Below are 19,343 nucleotides of genomic sequence, written 5' to 3' on the forward strand. Positions count from 1 at the left end.
TTAAATAAGTAATAATTACTAAGAAAGAAAGAGGAGGATCTCCCTTGATGAATCCAAATAATCGCTTAACAACAAACCAAGGTGCTCCAGTTGGAGATAACCAAAATTCTCGTACAGCTGGTCGACGTGGACCGGTATTGTTAGAAGACTATCATTTAGTAGAAAAACTTGCGCATTTTGATCGTGAACGTATTCCAGAGCGCGTTGTGCATGCACGCGGTGCAGGTGCTCATGGTGTATTCGTAACGAAAAACAGCATGAAGCAATATACAAAAGCAGCATTTTTACAAAATGAAGGAACTGAGACACCTGTATTCGTTCGTTTCTCAACGGTTATTCATGGTCAAGGTTCTCCGGAAACAGCTCGTGATCCACGTGGGTTCGCTGTTAAATTTTATACAGAAGAAGGAAACTACGATATCGTAGGTAACCATTTGCCTGTTTTCTTCATTCGTGATGCAATTAAATTCCCTGACATGGTGCATTCTTTAAAACCAGCACCGGATACAAACGTTCAAACACCAGATCGTTATTGGGATTTTATGACGTTAACTCCAGAATCTACACATATGATGACATGGGTGTTCTCTGATTATGGTACACCGGCAAACTACCGTGAAATGGAAGGTTTCGGTGTACATTCATTTAAATGGATTAATGCAGAAGGTAAAATTGTTTACATTAAATATCATTGGAAACCACAGCAAGGTGTACGTAACTTAAGTGCAAAAGAAGTCGAGCAAGTACAAGGGAAAGATTTCAATCATGCAACTCGTGACTTATTCGATGCAATCGAAAAAGGAAACTATCCAAAATGGGATTTACACGTACAAGTAATGCAACTAGATGAAACGGATTCTTTAGATTTCGATCCACTAGATCCAACGAAAGTATGGCCAGAAGATCGCTTCCCGTTAATAGAAGTAGGGACAATGACGTTAAATCGTAACCCGAAAAACTTCTTTGCAGAAGTAGAACAAGCGGCGTTTACTCCGAGTGCAACTGTAAATGGTATTGAACCATCTGAAGATAAATTATTACAAGGTCGTTTATTCTCTTATCCAGATACACAGCGTTATCGCCTTGGTGCAAACTATCTACAAATTCCTGTAAACTGTCCATACGCAGCTGTTCGTAATCAACAACGTGATGGTGCGATGCAAATTAATCAAAACCCATCTACAATAAACTACGAACCGAGCCGTCATACTGAAAATCCAGTTGAGGACCCAGCTTACCGTGATTCAACTATGAAAGTAGAAGGATACGTATCTCGTGAAAAAATTGAGAAACCAAATGACTTCAAACAAGCGGGTGAGCGTTACCGTTCATTCTCTAAAGAAGAGCAAGACAATTTAATTGCAAACTTAACAAATGACTTAAAAGACGTAAATGAACGCACAAAACTACTCGCTATTTGCAACTTCTTCCGTGCAGATCATGATTACGGAATGCGTTTAGCTCAAGCGTTAAATGTTGATATTACGCAGTATGTAGGGAATGCTCCGAAATAAATAGGAAAAGACGTCCGATTCTCGGTCGTCTTTTTTTATGTAAAATATGTTGTAATCTTGTCGAATAATTTTTACATATAAGAGGTGTATTTCATGAGTGTTGCTATTTTTATTATTGCGTTATGTGTCTTTTTATTTGTAGTGTTTGCTATTGTAAAAATGTTTATAGCAATCGGGAAACAAGGTGATGAACGTGCTACGTTTATAAAAAATAAAGCGATGGCTGAGACATTCCAAATTGCTCTGGGATTAATGGTACTTGAGATGATACCGTTTATTTATCATCGATTTAATGAAACAGTAGGAACGCCGTTTAATCCAGTTCGCTTTTTAGCTGTAATAGCGGTGGCGTTTCTTATTATATTAAGCGCAAATAAAAGGAAGTACGGTGATTCGTAAGTTATGCGGGGGTATTGTTCATTTCAGTTATGTCGGAATTTGTTGGTAAATCGATATGTTGTTTCGAAACGTCGATATATTTAGAGAAGCGATCGATATAATTGAAAAATCGTCAATATATCCGAAACGTCGTTGATATATTCACCATAATACTAGATGGGATATGCACGGGCTTAAAAAAATAATATGTATCAATCCCGATATAAAGCAAAAACGATAATCATAACAATCCCTCCTTTATTTAAGAGATTTAAGCAGCCTGAGTTCTACATTGATAGGAACTCAGGCTTTTTTATGCGAAAAATTTATGAAATCGTTTCGGAATAAAGCTTAAGACAAGAAAGAGTGCGATTTCACCTAAAATAGCGACAATGATATTGAATAAGAAAGTGCGGAAATTTGCAGTAATGTGATTGAGGATAGCGTATTTCCAGTAGGATAAGCTCATGAAGATCCCTCCTTATCGCGTTTTTTATAGTATATAAAAATTGTTTCGTAAAAGTGCATGTCCTATTTTGTAATTTGTAAAAATACAAAATAAATTCTCAACAAAATCTCAACAATTGAGTAAGAAAAGAATGTGGAATATATTACCTATGGCATTACATAGAAATAGGAGTGTTTACAAAAAAGAAGTTTTCTGAATTAACATAAAATTTACAAAAAACTAATAAATTGTTGGAATAATACAAACAAAAATATATACTCTTTATATACTTTTTACAAAATAAGGGATGTGATGAAATGATTTACAATGTTACTTAATTGTATATGAGTTGTTTCGTTCAAAGATTCGAAATAAATTTAAGTGAGGAGAAATGAATATGTTTCGATTTATGAAATCTCCAATCGGTATAGCGGTTGGGGTAGCAGCGGTTATATTGGCATCACCAAAAGCGAGAAAGGGATTACGAAAACTTGCAGTAAAAACAGTATCAGCCTTTCTTGGTGCGAAAGAACAAATTCAAAGTGCGGGTTCGGAAATGGAAGAGGCTTTGCCAAAAGTGAAAGAAGCGGCACGTAAAGTGGCTGTGAAAACAGTGTTACCAATTATAGGAGCGGTAGAAGCTGTTCCAAATACAATTTCTAAATTCCAGGAAAAATGGGTTTCTCGTGTAAATGCGTATCATTCTGAGCAAAATATAGATTATGAAAATTTGCCCGTCAGTCCTTAAGTACTACATGAGCAATAAATCTTTTTACTTCCTTCAAGACGATAAGGAGGATGATGATGCAAAGTAAAACATTAAAAACGAGATTTATACGATCGTTACCTGGAAGAATTCGAATTGAAATTTATAAGTTAAAATACAACAAGAATATGGCGAACTTGATATTAGATCGATTTAGTCAAGCGGAAGGTATTTATCAAGTAAGTCCCTCAATTTCTACAGGAAGAGCCCTTATTACTTACGATATCAACAAGACCTCTCTACATAACATTTGCAAAATAATTCAGCTTATAGAAGAACAAGTGACCAAGCGAAAGAAAACTAGTACAAATAGCAGTGAAGAAAAGAAGGAATTAATAGATTGTTCATCTAGTGTAGTTTCTCGTAATAATGACACTGTTCATAGAAAAAAGGATGAAGGTGTGCCGTTACCGCTAGCACTTTCGGTTGTTGGGTTAGGTGCTTTCGGCATAAAACAATTATTTATGGGTAGATCTGCCTTGGCTAGAAGTCCTGTTCTTTTTTATGTATCCGGAGCTTTATCCGTTGTGACGGGTTATCCGTTCCTGAAACGAGGATTCAAAAAAATGGTTGCTAGCAAAAAGGTGAATTCTGATCTTGTGCTTGGTGTAGGGACTCTTGCACTTGCGCTTGCGCGGGAGAATATTGTCGTGCTTGCCGGTCTTAGTCTATTAAACTACTTAAATTGGAAGCGTAGTCAAGCAAACATAAACGAAGAAAATGAGGCGTATAAAGAAAATCTCCTCTCTCCAGAGATTAAAGCGTATAGTGAAAAACAATCAAAGTGGGGAATGATTTTTGGAGGAGCAACTTGGGCTTTTACTAGAAATCCTTTGCGTGGAATGGCAGTGTTGTTAGCGGCTAATCCGAAACCAGCTGTCTCATCGGCAGAATATGCGTGGCGACAAGGTGACCTTATCGCGAGAGAAAGAGGATATGTCATTCCAAGCGGTGGGTCGTTATCGCAATTGTCTCGAACAAAAACGATAGTATTAGAGGATACATCTCGTATATTCCAGGCCTCAGCAGAGGGGATGAGTTGTATTTCGCAAGATGAAAATGAAGGGAAAGTTTGGTGCACGGTGGCTTCTCTTATTGAGAAAAGTGAGCATGTATGGAAAGAGGAAGTCGTGCAACGGGCTGCGCAAACTGGAAGAACGTTAAAAAAAGCGTTTGAAGTTCAAGTGGAGAATGAAGGGATAAAAGGTGAAATTCAAGGAATAACTTCCTTTTTCGGAAGTAAAGATTTTGCCGAGCGAAATGGTGTAGATATAAGTGCGTATGAGCTGGAAGCGAAGAGGCTTGAAAAAGAAGGATTCCAAGTCCAGTACGTCGCTAAAAATAAAGAATGCCTCGGTCTATTAGTTGGATCAAAGGTTACTATTATTCCTGAATTCAAAGAAGTAGTGAATGGGTTACATGAAAACAAATGGAGTATAGGCGTTTTGCAAAATAGTTTACATGTAAATCGTAACATTCTTTCTCATTATGGTGTGGATGATAGCTGGCAGCAGGGTGATGCTGTCGAACGGGTAAAATTGCTTCGTTCAAATGGAGAAGAGGTATTATTTGCAACTGATCAAAATACCGATTTTTCGTCTATATCATTTGAAGAAATAAAAAATATCTCTCAATCTACAGCGTATGCAAACCGAATCAATATGTTGGTGAATGAGCATTTCCGCGCAGCGAAAGTGTGGAATGTGGTGGGAGAGATGTTAGCAGTTTGGTCTATATTCACAGCACCTGTAATCGCCTTATTTGCAAATGCTTTATCGTTAACGTTTTTATCTAGGGCAAAAAGAATGAGCGAGAAGATATTTTCTTATGGAGAATTGTCGAAAATGGATTCTTCTCAGCCAAAAGTGATTCCTGCCAAACAAGATCAAATTCCGTGGTATACATTTAATCAAGAAAAAGTAATGAATAGATTACAAGTTGAGAAGCAATATGGATTAAGCGATGCACAAGTAAATATGCGAAAAGAAGAATACGGAATGAACCAAATTGAACCGAAACCATCAGTTCCTTGGATTGTATCGTTTATGGGCCAATTTAAAGAATTTACATCGCTTATTTTACTCGGAGCAGCTGGATTATCTGTTATATCTGGTGGCTGGTTCGATGGATTAGCGATGGGGACAATTCTCGTTGTAAATGCAATAATTGGGACACTTCAAGAGCGGAAGGCGGAAAAGGTAGTTGAGGCTTTAAATCAATTCCGAGCCCCTATTTGTAAAGTAATACGAGAAGAAGCGGAAATAGAAATATCAAGTAGTGAACTCGTTCCTGGAGATATTGTCTGCCTTGAAGCGGGAGACCGTGTACCTGCTGATCTTCGCGTTGTTAACTCTTGGAACTTAGAAATTAACGAAGCGATGTTAACGGGAGAATCACTTCCGGTTGAAAAGAAAGCGGACGCTATGTTAGAAGAGTGTTCGTTAGCAGAACGAAACAATATGCTCTTTATGGGGACGTCCGTAACACGAGGTAAAGCGGTAGCAATTGTAGTAGAAACAGGTATGCGTACAGAGATCGGCTATATGATCTCCTTAATGAAAGGGGAAGAAACAGAGCCTACGCCATTGCAGCAAAAGGTGACATCTATTAGTAAAACATTTATTAAAGGAGCGTTTGTAGCTGGCGGTCTTGTACTTGTGGCAGGGCTACTTAGGGGACTGCCAATTACGCAAATGATCACAACGTCGGTTGCTCTTACTGCTTCTGCTGTTCCGGAAGGATTGCCAATTATGATTACGATTGCTTTAAGTGCGGGTATATTCCGTATGCAAAAGCAAAATGCGCTCGTTCGAAAGCTTTCGAGTTTAGAAACACTCGGTAGAACGACGGTTATTTGTTCTGATAAAACGGGAACTCTTACGAAAAATGAAATGACGGTTAAAGTAATTGCTACGCCGAATCGCTTATGGAGTGTAACCGGTGATGGGTATGAACCAGTAGGGACGATTGCTGATGTAACTTCATCTAAAGTTGCTGCTGCTGTAGATACGGATGTAGAAGAGGCTATTTATCATAAAACGGAAAGTGTGCCGCTAGAAAATCCGGATTTAGCTCGTATTCTTCAGATTGGCGTTCTTTGTAACAATAGTAAATTAGAGCAGGAAGATGACCTGTGGGTTGTGAAAGGTGATCCAACTGAAGGAGCTTTATTAAGTTTGGCTTCTAAAGCAGGGGCATTATATGAAGATATGGCGTCATTTGAACGCCATCATGAAGAACCATTTGATTCAGAGACGAAAATTATGAGTGTTGTTTGTAAAGAGAGTGACGCTGAAGAGTTATATAAGTTCTCAAAAGGTTCTGTAGAGGCGATTCTTACTCGTTGTAAATGGTATCAAGATAACGGTCAAATATATCCTTTATGTGATAAGCAAAAAGAAGTTATTTTACAACAAAATGAAGAGTTTGCAAAACAGGCATTACGAGTATTAGGTTTTGCGTACAGCAATGACGAAAGTGATGATCTTACTTTTGTTGGATTAGTCGGTATGATCGACCCGCCGAAAGTTGAAGTGGAAGAGAGTATTCGTGAAGCGATTGAGTTAGGTGTGAGGCCAGTAATGATTACGGGAGATCATCCGACTACGGCGATTTCTATTGCGAAACAAACTGGAATTTGGAATCGTGAAGATCGTGTTTTAACGGGATTAGAAATTGATAGCATGGCAGATGAGGAATTAAAGGAAGTTGTAAAAAACACATCTGTGTTTGCTCGTGTTACCCCAGCTCACAAATTACGAATTGTAACTGCCTTCCAATCCGACGGTCAAATCGTCGCGATGACTGGAGATGGTGTAAATGATACACCGGCTATAAAAAAGGCGAATATCGGTATTGCGATGGGGCAAACCGGAACAGAAGTTACGAAAGAAGCCGCTGATTTGATTTTGAAAAAGGATCATTTCGGTTCAATTGTTGAAGGGGTAAAAGAAGGTAGAACGATCATCGGAAATATTCGTAAAGCAGTTGGTTGTTTATTGACGGGGAATTTAGCGGAAGTGTTAGTGACTAGTGCTGCTGTTATAGCGGGAATGCCGATTCCGTTAGTGCCAATTCAAATTTTATTAATGAATCTTATTACCGATGCTTTACCAGCGATGATTTTAGCTGTAAACCCCGGGAACAAAACGAAGCAAACGAAACGCCAAGATATTGTTGATAAAGATTTGTACAAAAAAGTTATTACAAGAGGAGTATTGCTTGGGGTAGGTTCGCTCGCTGTATTTGGTATTAGTTTAGCGACTGGAGTACCTCTTCCAGTAGCACAAACATCAGCATTTGCAGCTTTAGTTGCCGGGCAGCTCATTCAAACTTTCTCTTGGAGACAAGAGGGATCAGAAGAAACAATTCGCGATTGGTCAAAAGACCGGTTCTTTATTACAGCGTTAGGAACGTCTTGGCTTGTATTATTATCAGCTATATATGTACCTCCGCTAGCTCGTATATTCCATACCGTTCCGTTAACGCTCACACAATGGATACCTGTTCTTCTCGTAGCGGGCACAGTGTCTCAAATCGCGAAACCTATTATTAATTTAGTTTCATATAAGAATACTGATTTAGTAAAACCAGTAGTCTCTGAATCTGCATTATTAAAAACAGTGTAAAGGAGCAATGAAAATGATACGAAAAGTTTTTATTGGATCTACTTTAGCGTTAGCAAGTGCTGCTTTATTACCTGTCGTAAGAAATACACTTCGTCCACTTGTTGAATTGGGGGCAAGAGGTGTGAAGTCTACTTTTGAAACAATTAAAGAGGAAGTAGAAGATATTATTGTGGAAGCGAAAATGGATAGAATGCAAAAGCAATTTGAGAAAGAACTTTCTTATGTGGAAGATGACATTACTGATGAGCAAGAAGTGATAGAAGCGGCAGCTGAACAAGCGCAAGATGAAGTGGAGGAGATTAAACATGATGCATAAAGCTGTAGAAAAAGATGTGGATCACCATTTGGAAAAAGCGTTAGAGCACTTTGAACAGGCATTAGATTTAAGTGTAAAAGCAGCATCGGAAAATAAAGTGATGCAAAAAGAAATTGCTACGAAAATGGGTTCATTCACTAGTGACATTTTCCACTCGGTTCGTGAAAAAGGAAAAGAGAACCGTATGAATATTATGAAATGGTTCACTCTTTCTCGCTTTTAAGGGCGGAGTACGAAATGGAAAGAATATAGGGAGCTTTTACCTCCCTTATTCATATTCCATACTATGTATGTCGCATTAATTTTCGTAATGTTCAGAACTATAAAATTTATAAAGGGGTGAAAGAATGAAATGGCGGCATGGATGATGATATTAGCACTAACGTTTTCATCAAGTATCGATAACTTAGGGGTAGGAATTTCTTATGGGATTCGCAACATACGAATTAGCCATTTTTCTAATCTTATCATTTCGGTTATTTGCTTTTTGTTTAGTGTGGCCGGGATTTATTTTGGATTATGGCTTTCAAAAATTTTGCCTGGGATTATGCCAGTAGTCATTGGTTCTTTCTTATTAGTTGTCATTGGTCTTCGAATTGTATTATTAGCAATTCCGCGTAAGGTGGTAGCTGAAGGAGCGGAAGGTGAAGTAGCATCTACGGAAATAAATGGTTTAACGAAAAATATAGGTGAATCTGGAGGAATCGGATTTGTAGAATTAATCTTTCTTGGCATTGGTCTGTCTGCTAATGCATTAGCGAACGGATTAGGTGCTGGTTTATTCGGTTTGAATCCGATAGCAATATGTGTTGCTGCGGCAATTGGTAGTTTCATAACAGTTTGGGGCGGAGTTGCATTAGGGAGAAAGATAGCTCACGTTCGTATTGGGAAATTTACTTTAGGACAATTTGGAACATTGATCAGCGGAACGTTACTATTAATTATTGCATTTGCTGCATTTTTTGATTGATTTATCCCGCTATTTGCGGGCTGATAATCAGTGGGGATGAACAAAACCCCACTGATTAAAGTTTTACTTTATAGAAAGAGAAAGGGATGATAGTTTTAACATCAGATGAATAGAAGGTGAGAGAAAGTGAGATTGCTTTATAAAAGGTTGAAGTACTCTGAGCTTGAGGCTGAATTACAATTAGTAGAAAGTGTTTTAAGTTCAGGATATTTTATTTTATTAGATATATTCTTTTTGTCTTCGTTATTAACAGTGCTAACTTTTACCTTGCACCATTCATTTCTAGTTGCGTTTTTCATTTTTATTAGTTCTTATATTGTTTGTAGTAGCATATTTTTTTTATTGAGAAAATGGTTGCAATAAGTTGCGCTATTAAACTTTGTAGAAGAAGCTGTCTTGAAAAATTTCGATTTTTTGAGGTGGCTTTATTTTATGAGTTCGTAATATATGTTTACAAAATGTAAACATATATTACGAGCACCTACCTTGTAACTCGGCAAAAAAATTTGTTAATATGATTGTATAGAAGTTGTAGTTATCTTGCGTGTGTCAACTGTGATTATTCTCATGAATAGAGGGGAATGGAATATGTCTGAAGGAATTGAAAGAAGTAATCTTGGGGTGTTATTAAAAGAATTACTGAAGGAAAAGTCTTTGTCAATGCGAAAACTGAGTGCGCTTACTGGAATTGATACTGCTACTATTTCGATGATTATAAATGGTAAGCGAAAAGCAAATCCGAAGCATTTGCAAAAGTTTGCAGATTGCCTTGGTATTCCGATTGCAGATTTATTTGTAGCGGCAGGTTATTCTATTGAAACAAAGCAGGAAGAACAATCTGATATTCAAGTATCCATTAATAACATTGAACATTTACTTGAATCTTCACAGTTATATGATCAAAAGTTTAGTATTGCGAATGTAGAGCAACAATTGGCTAATTACGAACAATATTCGCAAACAGAAGAAGGAAAAGAAACGATTGAAAAGGGGTTTACTGAGAAGATTCAGAAGGTAAGTAGTATTGGACCATTTATTAATGACTTGAAAGAATTGTATGAGAGATTTACGAAAAAGAAGGGGACACCTGTAGAACTAGCTTTAATGGGAAGTGCTCTTATCTACTTTATTCTATCAGTTGATGTGATTCCGGATTACATTTTTCCTATCGGTTATTTAGATGACGCTGTTGCTGTGCAACTTGTTTTAAATTCGTTATTGAAAAAATAAGATGCTTATATGAATAGATAGATAAAGATATTTATATACCAATAGTTTGGAATATTTGTGTTGTTATGAATATACGAAAAAGGTGTACCCCGTGTTAGAACGGAGTACACCTTTTTCGTATGTTGGTAAGTTTTAGTTCACGGATCTTTCTGTATACTCATAAGCTTTCTCACCATGCATCGAAATATCAAGCCCCATTTGTTCTTCGTGCTCATCTACGCGAACAGGAAGAAAGAAGTTAATGGCCTTAATGATGGCATACGTCATAATGATTGTGAATGCGTAGGTTGCCCCAATTGCTATAAGTTGTTTGAAAAGAAGAGCTGCATTTCCGTAAAATAATCCGTTAGCGCCATCACCATTTACGGATGTTGTTGCGAAAAGTCCAGTTGCAATACCGCCCCAAGTTCCTCCGATGCCGTGACATCCGAATGCATCGAGTGTGTCATCATATCCGAATTTATTTTTTAAGAAGAAGACAGCACCGAAGCATAATATACCACCGATTGCTCCGATAAGAAGAGCGGAGAAAGGTGTAACAAATCCGCAAGCTGGCGTAATTGCAACTAAACCGGAAATCACCCCGCATGCAGCTCCCATCGCAGTCGGTTTTGATTGAAAAAACCATTCAGAAAGCATCCAAGTTAATGCAGCGGCGGCAGCGGCTATATTTGTATTAATAAATGCAGTTAAAGCTACTTCATTTAAGGATAATGCACTACCGACGTTAAAACCGAACCAGCCGAACCAGAGTAAGCCTGCGCCTAACATTGTAAATGGTAAATGATGAGGGGAGGTACCGCTTATGTTTTTTCGTTTGCCAAGGAAAATAGCTAATACAAGACCGGCAACACCAGATGTGATATGAACGACATTACCGCCAGCGAAGTCTAACGCGCCGAGTTCTTTTAGCCATCCACCGACGCCCCATACCCAATGAGCGACAGGGTTGTAAACGATTGTTGTCCAAAGAAGGATAAAAATAAGAAAAGCAGAAAATCGCATTCTTTCAGCGAATGCACCTGAAATTAAAGCGGGAGTTAAAATAGCGAACATGAGTTGGAACATCATAAATAAATTGTGAGGAATGGTAGGTGAGTAGTCTGGATTTGGTGCGTAGGTAACTCCGTTTAGGCCGAACCAATCGAGCGTGCCTATAAGCCCGTGCCAATCTGGTCCGAATGATAAAGAATAACCGATAACAATCCATTGAATTGAAACGATAGCCATAGCGCTATAACTGTGCATTGTCGTGCTGAGTACGTTTTTACTGCGAACCATACCTCCATAAAAAAGTGCCAATCCTGGTGTCATCAGCATGACCATTACTGTAGATACAAATATAAAAACCGTATTTCCTGTATTCATTCTTTTCCTCCTTCTGTAATGTTAGAAAACATTACATTATTTCGTTATGTTTCATATCATATTAGAAATTAAAATGAAAATCAACTGAATTTTTAGATAATTTTATATCTTATGTGAGAAAATCTCACATGTGTTATTTTTGGTGAAGGGAATTAGCCGTATGCGATTTATTCTAATAATTGGTATAATATTCTTACAATTAGGGATTTGGGGGATGCATGTGAAAAAAATATGGACTAAGGAACTATTCATTTGTTTTTGTTTAGCTGTCGTTTTGTTTGTACCAGTACATACTTTTGCGGACGAGAAAAGAGAATGGCGGGATGAAGTGATATACTCCATTATGATTGATCGCTTCAATAACGGAGAGCCGAAAAATGATAAACAATTGGATGTTGGAAATTTGGAAGCGTACCAGGGCGGAGATATACGAGGGATTATAAAAAGATTGGATTACATAAAAGAAATGGGTTTTACTACTCTTATGCTTTCGCCGCTTTTTGAAAGTCAAAAATACGATGGATATGATGCGCGTGATTTTCAAAAAGTAAATGAACATTTCGGAACAGAAGCAGATGTAAAAGAACTTGTAAATGAGGCTCACCGAAAAGGGATGAAAGTTATATTTCAATTTCCATATGGAGAAAATGAACAACAATTAATTGATTCGATGAAATGGTGGATAAAAGAAGCCGATTTAGATGGAAGTTATGTTATACATAGTGAAAAAAAGCCGCGAGCTTTTTGGGATGAAGTGCAAAAAGATTTGCAGGCGATAAAGAAAGATTTTCGCATTATGACAAAAGAAGATAATGAATACTATAAAAAAATAGTAGAATCATTTTCAAAAGCAGATATGTCTGTGAAGCCTTTATATGATGTGAGTGAAAAAGAAGGAGAATTCGCTACGTTTTTAGATAATCAGGAAACAGAGAGATTTGCACGTATTGCAAAAGAAAATATGTATTATCCGCCGTCTCGTTTAAAACTAGCGCTCACTTATTTATATACATCTCCGGGGATACCGAATTTTTATTACGGAACTGAAATCGCATTAGATGGAGGGAATGCTCCAGATAATAGACGATTAATGGATTTCAAATCAGATGAGAAATTTATGCAGCACATAACAAAGTTAGGTGAGCTTAGACAAACTAGACCATCTTTACGACGTGGTACGTTTGAACTTCTGTATGATAAAAGTGGAATGAGTGTGTTAAAGAGAAAATATAAAGATGAAGTAACACTAGTAGCGATTAATAATACGAAAGAAACGCAAAAAGTTTCCTTACCTGTAAGTGCAATCGGAGAAAAGCAAGAGTTAAGAGGGTTATTAGAAGATGAAATTATAAGAGAAGAAAACGGGCAGTTTTATCTCGTTTTAAAGCGTGAAGAAGCGAATGTGTATAAAGTTGGAGAAGAAACGGGTATGAATTGGTTATTTATATCCTTAATCGTTGGTGTTAACGTGTTATTTATTGCATTTTTGATTGCGGTTAAAAGGAAGCGTAGATAAGGGGACCTTCTCTATTGTGTTCAATTGACAGTGCATAGTGAGGTGAGATGTTTGAAGAAAAAGAAGTTGTTAGCTCTATGTTTATGTCTTCTTATCGTATTTGTAAGTCTGTATTTTTGGGACAACGGTGACGATGGAAAGTTTGTTCAGTGGGGTGATAGTGTTCATTCTGTTGATATAGCAATTCTGAAGAGAAATAACATTAAATACAAAATAGAAAATGATAAAGTATACATTCCTGAAAAATCATTTAATAAAGCGATAATGTGTTGCTCTTAAAATGTGATAACTCTTAATAAGTAAAAAACTCCTCTAATGAGAGGAGTTTTCTTTTTAGCGGTAGTTAATGAACTGTACGTCGATTGGTAAGTCAGCGCTGCGAACGGCTGCGATTACTGCTTGCAAGTCATCACGGCTTTTCGCTGTTACTCGTACTTGGTCATCTTGAACTTGTGTTTTCACTTTTAATTTCATTTCTTTAATGATGTTGTTGATTTTTTTAGCGTTATCTTTATCGATACCTTGTTGCAACGTTGCACGTTGGCGAACAGTGTTACCAGATGCAGCTTCAACTTTTCCGTAGTCCAAGTTTTTAATTGGAACGTTACGTTTTACAAGTTTAGAAATGAGAACGTCTTTTACTTGGTCTAATTTGAACTCGTCATCAGAAGTTAAAACAAGTACTTCTTTTTCTAATTTAATATCACTTTTACTTCCTTTAAAGTCATATCGGTTTTGGATTTCCTTTAATGCGATGTTAATTGCGTTTGTTACTTCAGGTAATTCTACTTTCGAAACGATGTCAAAAGAACTATCTTTTGCCATAGTTAGCACCTCCAAATAAATTTCTTATCTTTTTACGTCTAAGCCAAGCTATGTACTGTACATATTAAAGTATAGCGGAAAACGTGTTAAGACTTAAGAGTTTTATGCTCATATTAATGAACCTCACTTAATTATAGTGAATTTTGGGCAGTTGGACAAATAAAGGAAAAATCGTGTTATAATTAACTTTTGTTTGGAATGATAAAAAAGATAATTTTATATATAGAGAAGGGAATTAAAAAATATGTATTTGCAATTAGGATCGATTGAACAGGTAACTGTTTTACGCGAAACAGAAATCGGATATATGGTTGGGAACGAAGAGGAAGAAATCTTCCTACATAAAAACGAAGTAGCTGGAGAAATTGAAGAAGGCGATACAATTGATGTATTCTTATACCTTGATCACCAAAATCGTATTTCAGCAACAATGAAGGAACCGATTATTACAACACATGATTGGAATTGGGTAAAGGTTGTAGAAGTTATTCCTAGTTTAGGTGTGTTTGTTGATATTGGTGTATCAAAAGATATATTAATTCCAGCCGATGAGTTCCCAATTTATATGCCAGTATGGCCAGAAGAAGGCGACGAATTATATTGTACGTTAAAATTAACGAATCGTGATCGCCTTATCGCTCTTCCAGCAAGAGACAGTGATATGCAAGAAATCGTCGTAGAAGCAACGCCATCTATGCGTAATAAAAACGTAAATGGACGTGTGTATCGTTCACTTCAAGTAGGTTCATTCGTATTAACAGATGAGCATTTCCGTGCGTTTTTACACCATACTGAAAGAAAAGAACAAGTCCGCATTGGTGAGCGTGTAACGGGCCGTATTATTGACGTAAAAGATGACGGTACAATTAACATTTCACTTCTTCCTCGTAAAGAAGAAGGAATGGAAGACGATGCGGCGGTTATTTATGAATACATGGAAAGCCGCGGCGGAGCAATGCCGTTTTGGGATAAGAGCCACCCAGAAGATATTAAAGAACGTTTCAACATGAGTAAAGCTGCATTTAAGCGTGCGCTTGGTAAAATGATGAAAGAAGAAAAGATTTACCAAGAAGAAGGCTGGACTTACTTTAAGAAGTAAAGTGGATTAAAAAAGAGGAGGCTATTTGAAACAGCCTCCTCTTTTTATTTTGTCAGTAAATCGATATATTTGAAAAATCGCCGATATAATTTCATTTACAATCATGCATACTGTTTAAAAAGTTTGTACTCTCGCTTTTTAGTTCCCTTGCTCAGAAAGATGAGAAAATGTATCTTTTAAGTCACTATCGTTTATTTTAATATTTGCCTTTTTTAATTCATCCTGTAATAATTTTTGACTGAATGAAGGATCGGCAATACGTTCTTCTTCTATGCTTTTACGTATAGAGTCTTTCACTTCATCGTAAGGTTTTAAATCTTTTTTGTCAGTTAGTTTAATAATGTGATAGCCATTTGGTGATTTAACAGGATTGCTAATTTGCCCAACCTTTAATTTATAGGCAGCCTTTTCAAATTCAGGTGCCATTTTGCCTGCCCCGAAGTATCCGAGGTCTCCACCATTATCTTTTGATGCTATATCTTGAGATTCTTGTTTTGCTAATTCTTCAAATGAAGCACCAGCATCTAACTTTTTCTTTATTTCATTCGCTTCATTTTCGTCACTTACTAAAATGTGACTAGCTTTAATCTCCGGTTTGTAGTAGTCTTTCACATCTTTTTCTGTAACGCTTTTCTTAATAGCCTCATTCATTGCAAGTTTGAATTTAATTTGTTTTTTGAAATCATCTTCATCTTTTAAACGATTGTTTTCTAGTACTGCTTTAAATTGTTCTCCATATTGATCTTTCGCTTTTTGTACTTCTTTATTCACAGCATCGTCAGATACTTTATATTTTTTAGTGATAACATCTTGTGCTATCATTTCGTATAGCATGTCTTTTCCGTAACGGTCTTTCAATTGCTTTTCGAAATCGCCCTTCGTAATCGTTGAGTCTGTTGCTGTAGCGATTGTGGCCGAGTCGTTTTTTTGTCCGCAAGCAGATAACGTTAATATACTTATTAGTGCAGTGATAATGAATATATGTTTCCCTCTCATGCTAACACCTCATCCGAATATGTTATCGCTATTGTAGAATATAGAAGTGAACATGAAGTGAATTTTCAATGTTTTTTCCCTGTAAAATGTAAAAAAAGTACATCAACATTAATGTTGATGTACGATGTAATCAAAGATGATCTGTTTTCTTAGAATATGCACGCTTACCTTGTTCTATATTTTTTTGCTCTTGTTCATTTTTTTGAGTACGCTTTGCATTATTATCGCGTGCTTTTTTGTCGTTATCGCTCGTATGTGGCATATGTATCAACTCCATTTCTAAACGTTGTACGTTTATCATTTCCTTTTTCGTAAAGACTATGTATAGCGGTGCATTCATGAATAATAAAGGTGGATTAGAAATGGATTTGAAGCTGAATTATACTGAACTTATTAAGAAGTTAGTCGTCGTAATTGTTGCAGGCTTATTAAATGCGATTGGGATGAATTTATTTTTAACACCAGCGAAAGTATATGCGAGTGGATTTGCTGGATTGTCTCAGTTATTATCACAAATATTAGGTGACTTTTTGTCTATTCATATATCTACGGGGGTATTGTTTAGTTTATTTAATATTCCTGTCGTTATTTTGGCTTGGAAAAAGGTTGGGAAGGCTTTTACATTTTTTAGTTTTCTTTGCGTTATATTTATGACTTTGTTTTTAGAAATTATCCCAGTTAGAGCGGTTTCGAACGATATAATATTAAATGCCATTTTTGGTGGTATTATTTCAGCTATTGGGGTAGGAATTGCTTTAAAGTGGGGCGCCTCTACAGGTGGCTTAGATATTATCGCCATGATTTTATCAAAGATAAAAGATAAGCCTGTTGGTACGTATTTTTTCTTCTTTAATGCACTTATCATTATCGCTGCTGGTTACGTATATGGATGGGAAAAAGCGTTATATACTTTGGTCACTTTGTATGTATCGACGCGAATTATTGATGCAATTCATACTCGTCATGTGAAGATTACCGCATTAATTGTTACGAAGAATGGAGCGGATGTGCGAAAAGCGATTCATTCTCGTTTAGTGAGGGGGATTACAACTATACCAGCAACAGGTGCGTATACAAATGAAAATAAAGAAATGTTAATGATTGTTATTACTCGTTACGAGTTATACGAATTAGAGAGGGTCATTAAACAAGTGGACCCAGGTGCATTTACAAATATACTGCAAACGGTCGGAGTGTTTGGATTGTTTAGAAAAGATTAAAGAGGACCAAAGCTGGTCCTCTTTTTTAATGTGAATTCGTAATGTTTTGCAATTGCTCCTGCATTTCATGTAGCTGAACTTTTTCAGCATTTGAAGAGTTTGCATAAGCAGAGTGCAAAGCGTTTTTTGCCCTATAAACGAGTTCCTGTTGTTCAGCACCGCTTGAACAAGAAACGGCATTTGCAACAGCGTCTCTAGCTTGTTGGAATAGTAAGTTCCCCATTTAAACCCCTCCAAGAGAAGAGTTACTTCTTGCTTTTTCTGCCTCAGCTAATGTACCTCTGTACGGGAATCTTGCAGCATGCTTCATAACAGCATCGGCTCCTTGTTGGATAAAACGTTTTGATTTGTTCTTTTTACCCATTCGAAAAACCCCCTTTATTTAACTGAAAACAATTGACACGCTTTTTCGCGTCTAATAATAGTATGAGCGTTTTGCGAGAAACTATAAGCAGGGAATTTTTAGATTACAATCCAAGAACCTCTTCTAAATATAGAGCGATACCATCTTCTTCGTTTGTTAATGTTGTGTGGTTTGCGAGTGATTTTAATTCAGGGATCGCATTTCCCATTGCAATTCCATGACCAGCAAATTCGATCATTTCAAAGTCGTTATCCTCATCACCGAAAGCGATGATTCGCTCTTTTGGAATGTTGTAATGACCTGAGATTTTTTGTAATCCGACAGCTTTATTTAGTCCGCTTTTTACAATTTCAATAATTGGCCAAGGTGCACCCCATTTTCGATGGTCAATTACTTCAGCATGCATATCTGTTAAATGCTGACGAATTGCAGCGGAATGTTCGTCATGTGCGTCGATTAATAAGCAAGTTGGATGGTCGTTTAAAATATTTAATAAATCTCCTGTGAAAATCTTTGGAGAACCGAATTCAAAAATATGTTTTTTATCTTCATCAATTTCACGAACATACACATCATCCATGACTTCGGCATATACATTTTTCACGCCAAAATCAAAGCAAGCTCGGACGATCTCTTGCGCTGTTGAAAGTTCAAGAGGAGAGTGGTGTGTTCCCCAACTTGAATCAAGAGGGTGATGCACGTAAGCTCCATTGAAGTTTACGATTGGTGTATTAAGACTAAGCTCTTTATAATAATCGTAACTAGCGCGGAATGGACGCCCTGTTGAAATAACGACAATATGTCCTTGTTCTTTTGCTTTTGCAATTGTGTTTTTAGTTCTTGGAGAAATTATTTTGTTGTCTGTTAATAATGTTCCGTCTAAGTCTAATGCGATTAAATGTTGTTTGTTCATAATTTCACCTCTTATAATAATTTTTTTGTGTCTATCTGTATTTCCGTTTTTAATATGCAGAAATAAGAGGTTAGGCTAGGTGAAACCACCGTAGATGGAAGTTTCGCTATATATCCATCTTACGTCGCAAAGTGCGGTGGTGTCCACTATTTCTCGCTGGAAATTAGGAAAAGTCAACATCTTTTTAGAAAGTTCAAACAATGTTTCTTTCATTATGTACAATTTGTGAAAAGGGTTACATTGCTTGGGCGATGAGACATATAATGAACATGTAATCTTCTCGTATATGTTTGACTCTCCTTTGAAACTAGCCTAAAGTTAGGTTGGTTTCTTTTTTTTCAACAAATATAACGGAAATTCCTGCTTAAGCTTGTGTAATTATATATGTAAGTGGATAAACAGTAGTACTTGTTTCCTAAACATGACAGAAAAGCTTTCTTTTAAAATGGATATACTAATGAGGCAAGACGTCATGGAAGGAGAATGAAAATGGGACAAAATCGTAGGTTTCGTTCTGGGCAAAAAGCACCAAATGATGGTATTTATGTAGAAATTGGTGAAACGGGAAGTATGGTAAAGGATCCGCAAATGGTGAAATTAACTGTCGGGGAAAGGTTTCCAGAGAATACAAATCATAACCGTCAGTGGACATATAAAAGAAAACCGTAACAGAAGCCGCAATAGTTATTGCGGCTTTTTTGATTTGGAAAATGAATGTTACCTTTTTCTTTTTCCGATAATAAGTTTGAAATACATAAGCAAATTTATTGTATAAAAAAGTAAGTTGGCGTA

At 36.7% G+C, this 19,343-nt stretch carries 22 protein-coding genes; 14 read left to right on the forward strand and 8 right to left on the reverse strand.

Annotation, left to right across the window (positions count from 1 at the left end; translation table 11 throughout):
* Positions 1-47: 47 nt before the first annotated feature.
* Both katB and U860_RS0123025 read left to right on the forward strand, forming a co-directional pair.
* Positions 48-1,514: a catalase KatB gene (gene katB, locus U860_RS0123020; RefSeq protein WP_002170801.1), complete on the forward strand. Its 1,467-nt coding sequence runs from the start codon at positions 48-50 to the stop codon at positions 1,512-1,514.
* A 93-nt stretch (positions 1,515-1,607) separates the two neighbouring features.
* Positions 1,608-1,913, forward strand: a complete 306-nt coding sequence (locus tag U860_RS0123025) for a hypothetical protein (protein WP_025150350.1) — start codon at positions 1,608-1,610, stop codon at positions 1,911-1,913.
* A 292-nt stretch (positions 1,914-2,205) separates the two neighbouring features.
* Here the strand turns inward: U860_RS0123025 and U860_RS35680 are convergent, their stop codons facing one another.
* Positions 2,206-2,361, reverse strand: coding sequence for a hypothetical protein (locus tag U860_RS35680; RefSeq protein ID WP_002170803.1), 156 nt, complete (start codon positions 2,359-2,361; stop codon positions 2,206-2,208).
* Between the two features lie 376 nt (positions 2,362-2,737).
* Here U860_RS35680 and U860_RS0123035 point away from each other — a divergent pair, with 376 nt between their 5' ends.
* The 7 genes from U860_RS0123035 (at position 2,738) to U860_RS0123060 (ending at position 10,250) form a co-directional block, all read left to right on the forward strand.
* Positions 2,738-3,088 carry a YtxH domain-containing protein gene (locus U860_RS0123035; protein WP_025150351.1) on the forward strand — a complete coding sequence of 117 codons (351 nt, stop codon included), beginning with the start codon at positions 2,738-2,740 and terminating at the stop codon, positions 3,086-3,088.
* Between the two features lie 56 nt (positions 3,089-3,144).
* Positions 3,145-7,734 (forward strand): HAD-IC family P-type ATPase, encoded by a 4,590-nt coding sequence (locus U860_RS0123040; RefSeq protein ID WP_025150352.1) that lies wholly within the window; start codon positions 3,145-3,147, stop codon positions 7,732-7,734.
* Positions 7,735-7,747: 13 nt separating this feature from the next.
* Positions 7,748-8,050 carry a hypothetical protein gene (locus tag U860_RS0123045; protein WP_025150353.1) on the forward strand — a complete coding sequence of 101 codons (303 nt, stop codon included), beginning with the start codon at positions 7,748-7,750 and terminating at the stop codon, positions 8,048-8,050.
* Complete coding sequence (locus U860_RS0123050; protein ID WP_025150354.1) at positions 8,040-8,273, forward strand: hypothetical protein; 234 nt, start codon at positions 8,040-8,042, stop codon at positions 8,271-8,273. The genes U860_RS0123045 and U860_RS0123050 overlap by 11 nt, the downstream gene beginning before the upstream one ends.
* A gap of 129 nt (positions 8,274-8,402) precedes the next feature.
* Entirely contained in the window at positions 8,403-9,020 is a 618-nt protein-coding gene (gene ytaF, locus U860_RS0123055; protein ID WP_025150355.1) for a sporulation membrane protein YtaF, read from the forward strand.
* A gap of 126 nt (positions 9,021-9,146) precedes the next feature.
* Positions 9,147-9,383 (forward strand): hypothetical protein, encoded by a 237-nt coding sequence (locus tag U860_RS37040; protein WP_081806870.1) that lies wholly within the window; start codon positions 9,147-9,149, stop codon positions 9,381-9,383.
* 225 nt (positions 9,384-9,608) lie between these two features.
* Positions 9,609-10,250, forward strand: a complete 642-nt coding sequence (locus U860_RS0123060; RefSeq protein WP_025150356.1) for a helix-turn-helix domain-containing protein — start codon at positions 9,609-9,611, stop codon at positions 10,248-10,250.
* Between the two features lie 132 nt (positions 10,251-10,382).
* Here the strand turns inward: U860_RS0123060 and U860_RS0123065 are convergent, their stop codons facing one another.
* Positions 10,383-11,618, reverse strand: a complete 1,236-nt coding sequence (locus tag U860_RS0123065; RefSeq protein WP_025150357.1) for an ammonium transporter — start codon at positions 11,616-11,618, stop codon at positions 10,383-10,385.
* A gap of 160 nt (positions 11,619-11,778) precedes the next feature.
* On the opposite strand from U860_RS0123065, the gene U860_RS0123070 reads away from it, so the two are divergent.
* Both U860_RS0123070 and U860_RS0123075 read left to right on the forward strand, forming a co-directional pair.
* On the forward strand, positions 11,779-13,134 hold the full coding sequence (locus U860_RS0123070) for an alpha-amylase family glycosyl hydrolase (RefSeq protein WP_025150358.1): 1,356 nt from the start codon (positions 11,779-11,781) through the stop codon (positions 13,132-13,134).
* A 51-nt stretch (positions 13,135-13,185) separates the two neighbouring features.
* Entirely contained in the window at positions 13,186-13,413 is a 228-nt protein-coding gene (locus U860_RS0123075; RefSeq protein ID WP_025150359.1) for a hypothetical protein, read from the forward strand.
* A gap of 54 nt (positions 13,414-13,467) precedes the next feature.
* On the opposite strand, the gene U860_RS0123080 is transcribed toward U860_RS0123075, so the two are convergent.
* Positions 13,468-13,959 carry a YajQ family cyclic di-GMP-binding protein gene (locus tag U860_RS0123080; protein ID WP_002170814.1) on the reverse strand — a complete coding sequence of 164 codons (492 nt, stop codon included), beginning with the start codon at positions 13,957-13,959 and terminating at the stop codon, positions 13,468-13,470.
* Positions 13,960-14,203: 244 nt separating this feature from the next.
* Here U860_RS0123080 and U860_RS0123085 point away from each other — a divergent pair, with 244 nt between their 5' ends.
* Positions 14,204-15,058, forward strand: a complete 855-nt coding sequence (locus U860_RS0123085; RefSeq protein WP_025150360.1) for a S1-like domain-containing RNA-binding protein — start codon at positions 14,204-14,206, stop codon at positions 15,056-15,058.
* A 138-nt stretch (positions 15,059-15,196) separates the two neighbouring features.
* Here the strand turns inward: U860_RS0123085 and prsA are convergent, their stop codons facing one another.
* Positions 15,197-16,054, reverse strand: a complete 858-nt coding sequence (prsA, locus tag U860_RS0123090; protein ID WP_025150361.1) for a peptidylprolyl isomerase PrsA — start codon at positions 16,052-16,054, stop codon at positions 15,197-15,199.
* Positions 16,055-16,184: 130 nt separating this feature from the next.
* The gene (locus U860_RS34010; RefSeq protein WP_001120850.1) at positions 16,185-16,316 is read right to left on the reverse strand and encodes a DUF3941 domain-containing protein; all 132 of its coding nucleotides are present in this window, start codon (positions 16,314-16,316) and stop codon (positions 16,185-16,187) included.
* Between the two features lie 100 nt (positions 16,317-16,416).
* On the opposite strand from U860_RS34010, the gene U860_RS0123100 reads away from it, so the two are divergent.
* Complete coding sequence (locus U860_RS0123100; protein WP_025150362.1) at positions 16,417-17,274, forward strand: YitT family protein; 858 nt, start codon at positions 16,417-16,419, stop codon at positions 17,272-17,274.
* A gap of 25 nt (positions 17,275-17,299) precedes the next feature.
* Here U860_RS0123100 and U860_RS0123105 read toward each other — a convergent pair whose 3' ends face one another.
* The 3 genes from U860_RS0123105 to U860_RS0123115 all read right to left on the reverse strand — a co-directional run bounded on the left by U860_RS0123105 (position 17,300) and on the right by U860_RS0123115 (position 18,551).
* Positions 17,300-17,497, reverse strand: a complete 198-nt coding sequence (locus U860_RS0123105; protein ID WP_025150363.1) for a DUF3813 domain-containing protein — start codon at positions 17,495-17,497, stop codon at positions 17,300-17,302.
* Positions 17,498-17,638 carry a hypothetical protein gene (locus U860_RS0123110; protein ID WP_025150364.1) on the reverse strand — a complete coding sequence of 47 codons (141 nt, stop codon included), beginning with the start codon at positions 17,636-17,638 and terminating at the stop codon, positions 17,498-17,500.
* 103 nt (positions 17,639-17,741) lie between these two features.
* Positions 17,742-18,551, reverse strand: coding sequence for a Cof-type HAD-IIB family hydrolase (locus U860_RS0123115; protein ID WP_001041222.1), 810 nt, complete (start codon positions 18,549-18,551; stop codon positions 17,742-17,744).
* A 489-nt stretch (positions 18,552-19,040) separates the two neighbouring features.
* On the opposite strand from U860_RS0123115, the gene U860_RS0123120 reads away from it, so the two are divergent.
* Positions 19,041-19,220 (forward strand): YjzC family protein, encoded by a 180-nt coding sequence (locus U860_RS0123120; protein WP_002170820.1) that lies wholly within the window; start codon positions 19,041-19,043, stop codon positions 19,218-19,220.
* Positions 19,221-19,343: the final 123 nt, after the last annotated feature.

The sequence above is a fragment of the Bacillus sp. H1a genome, from assembly GCF_000633475.1.
Lineage (GTDB): Bacteria > Bacillota > Bacilli > Bacillales > Bacillaceae_G > Bacillus_A > Bacillus_A paramycoides.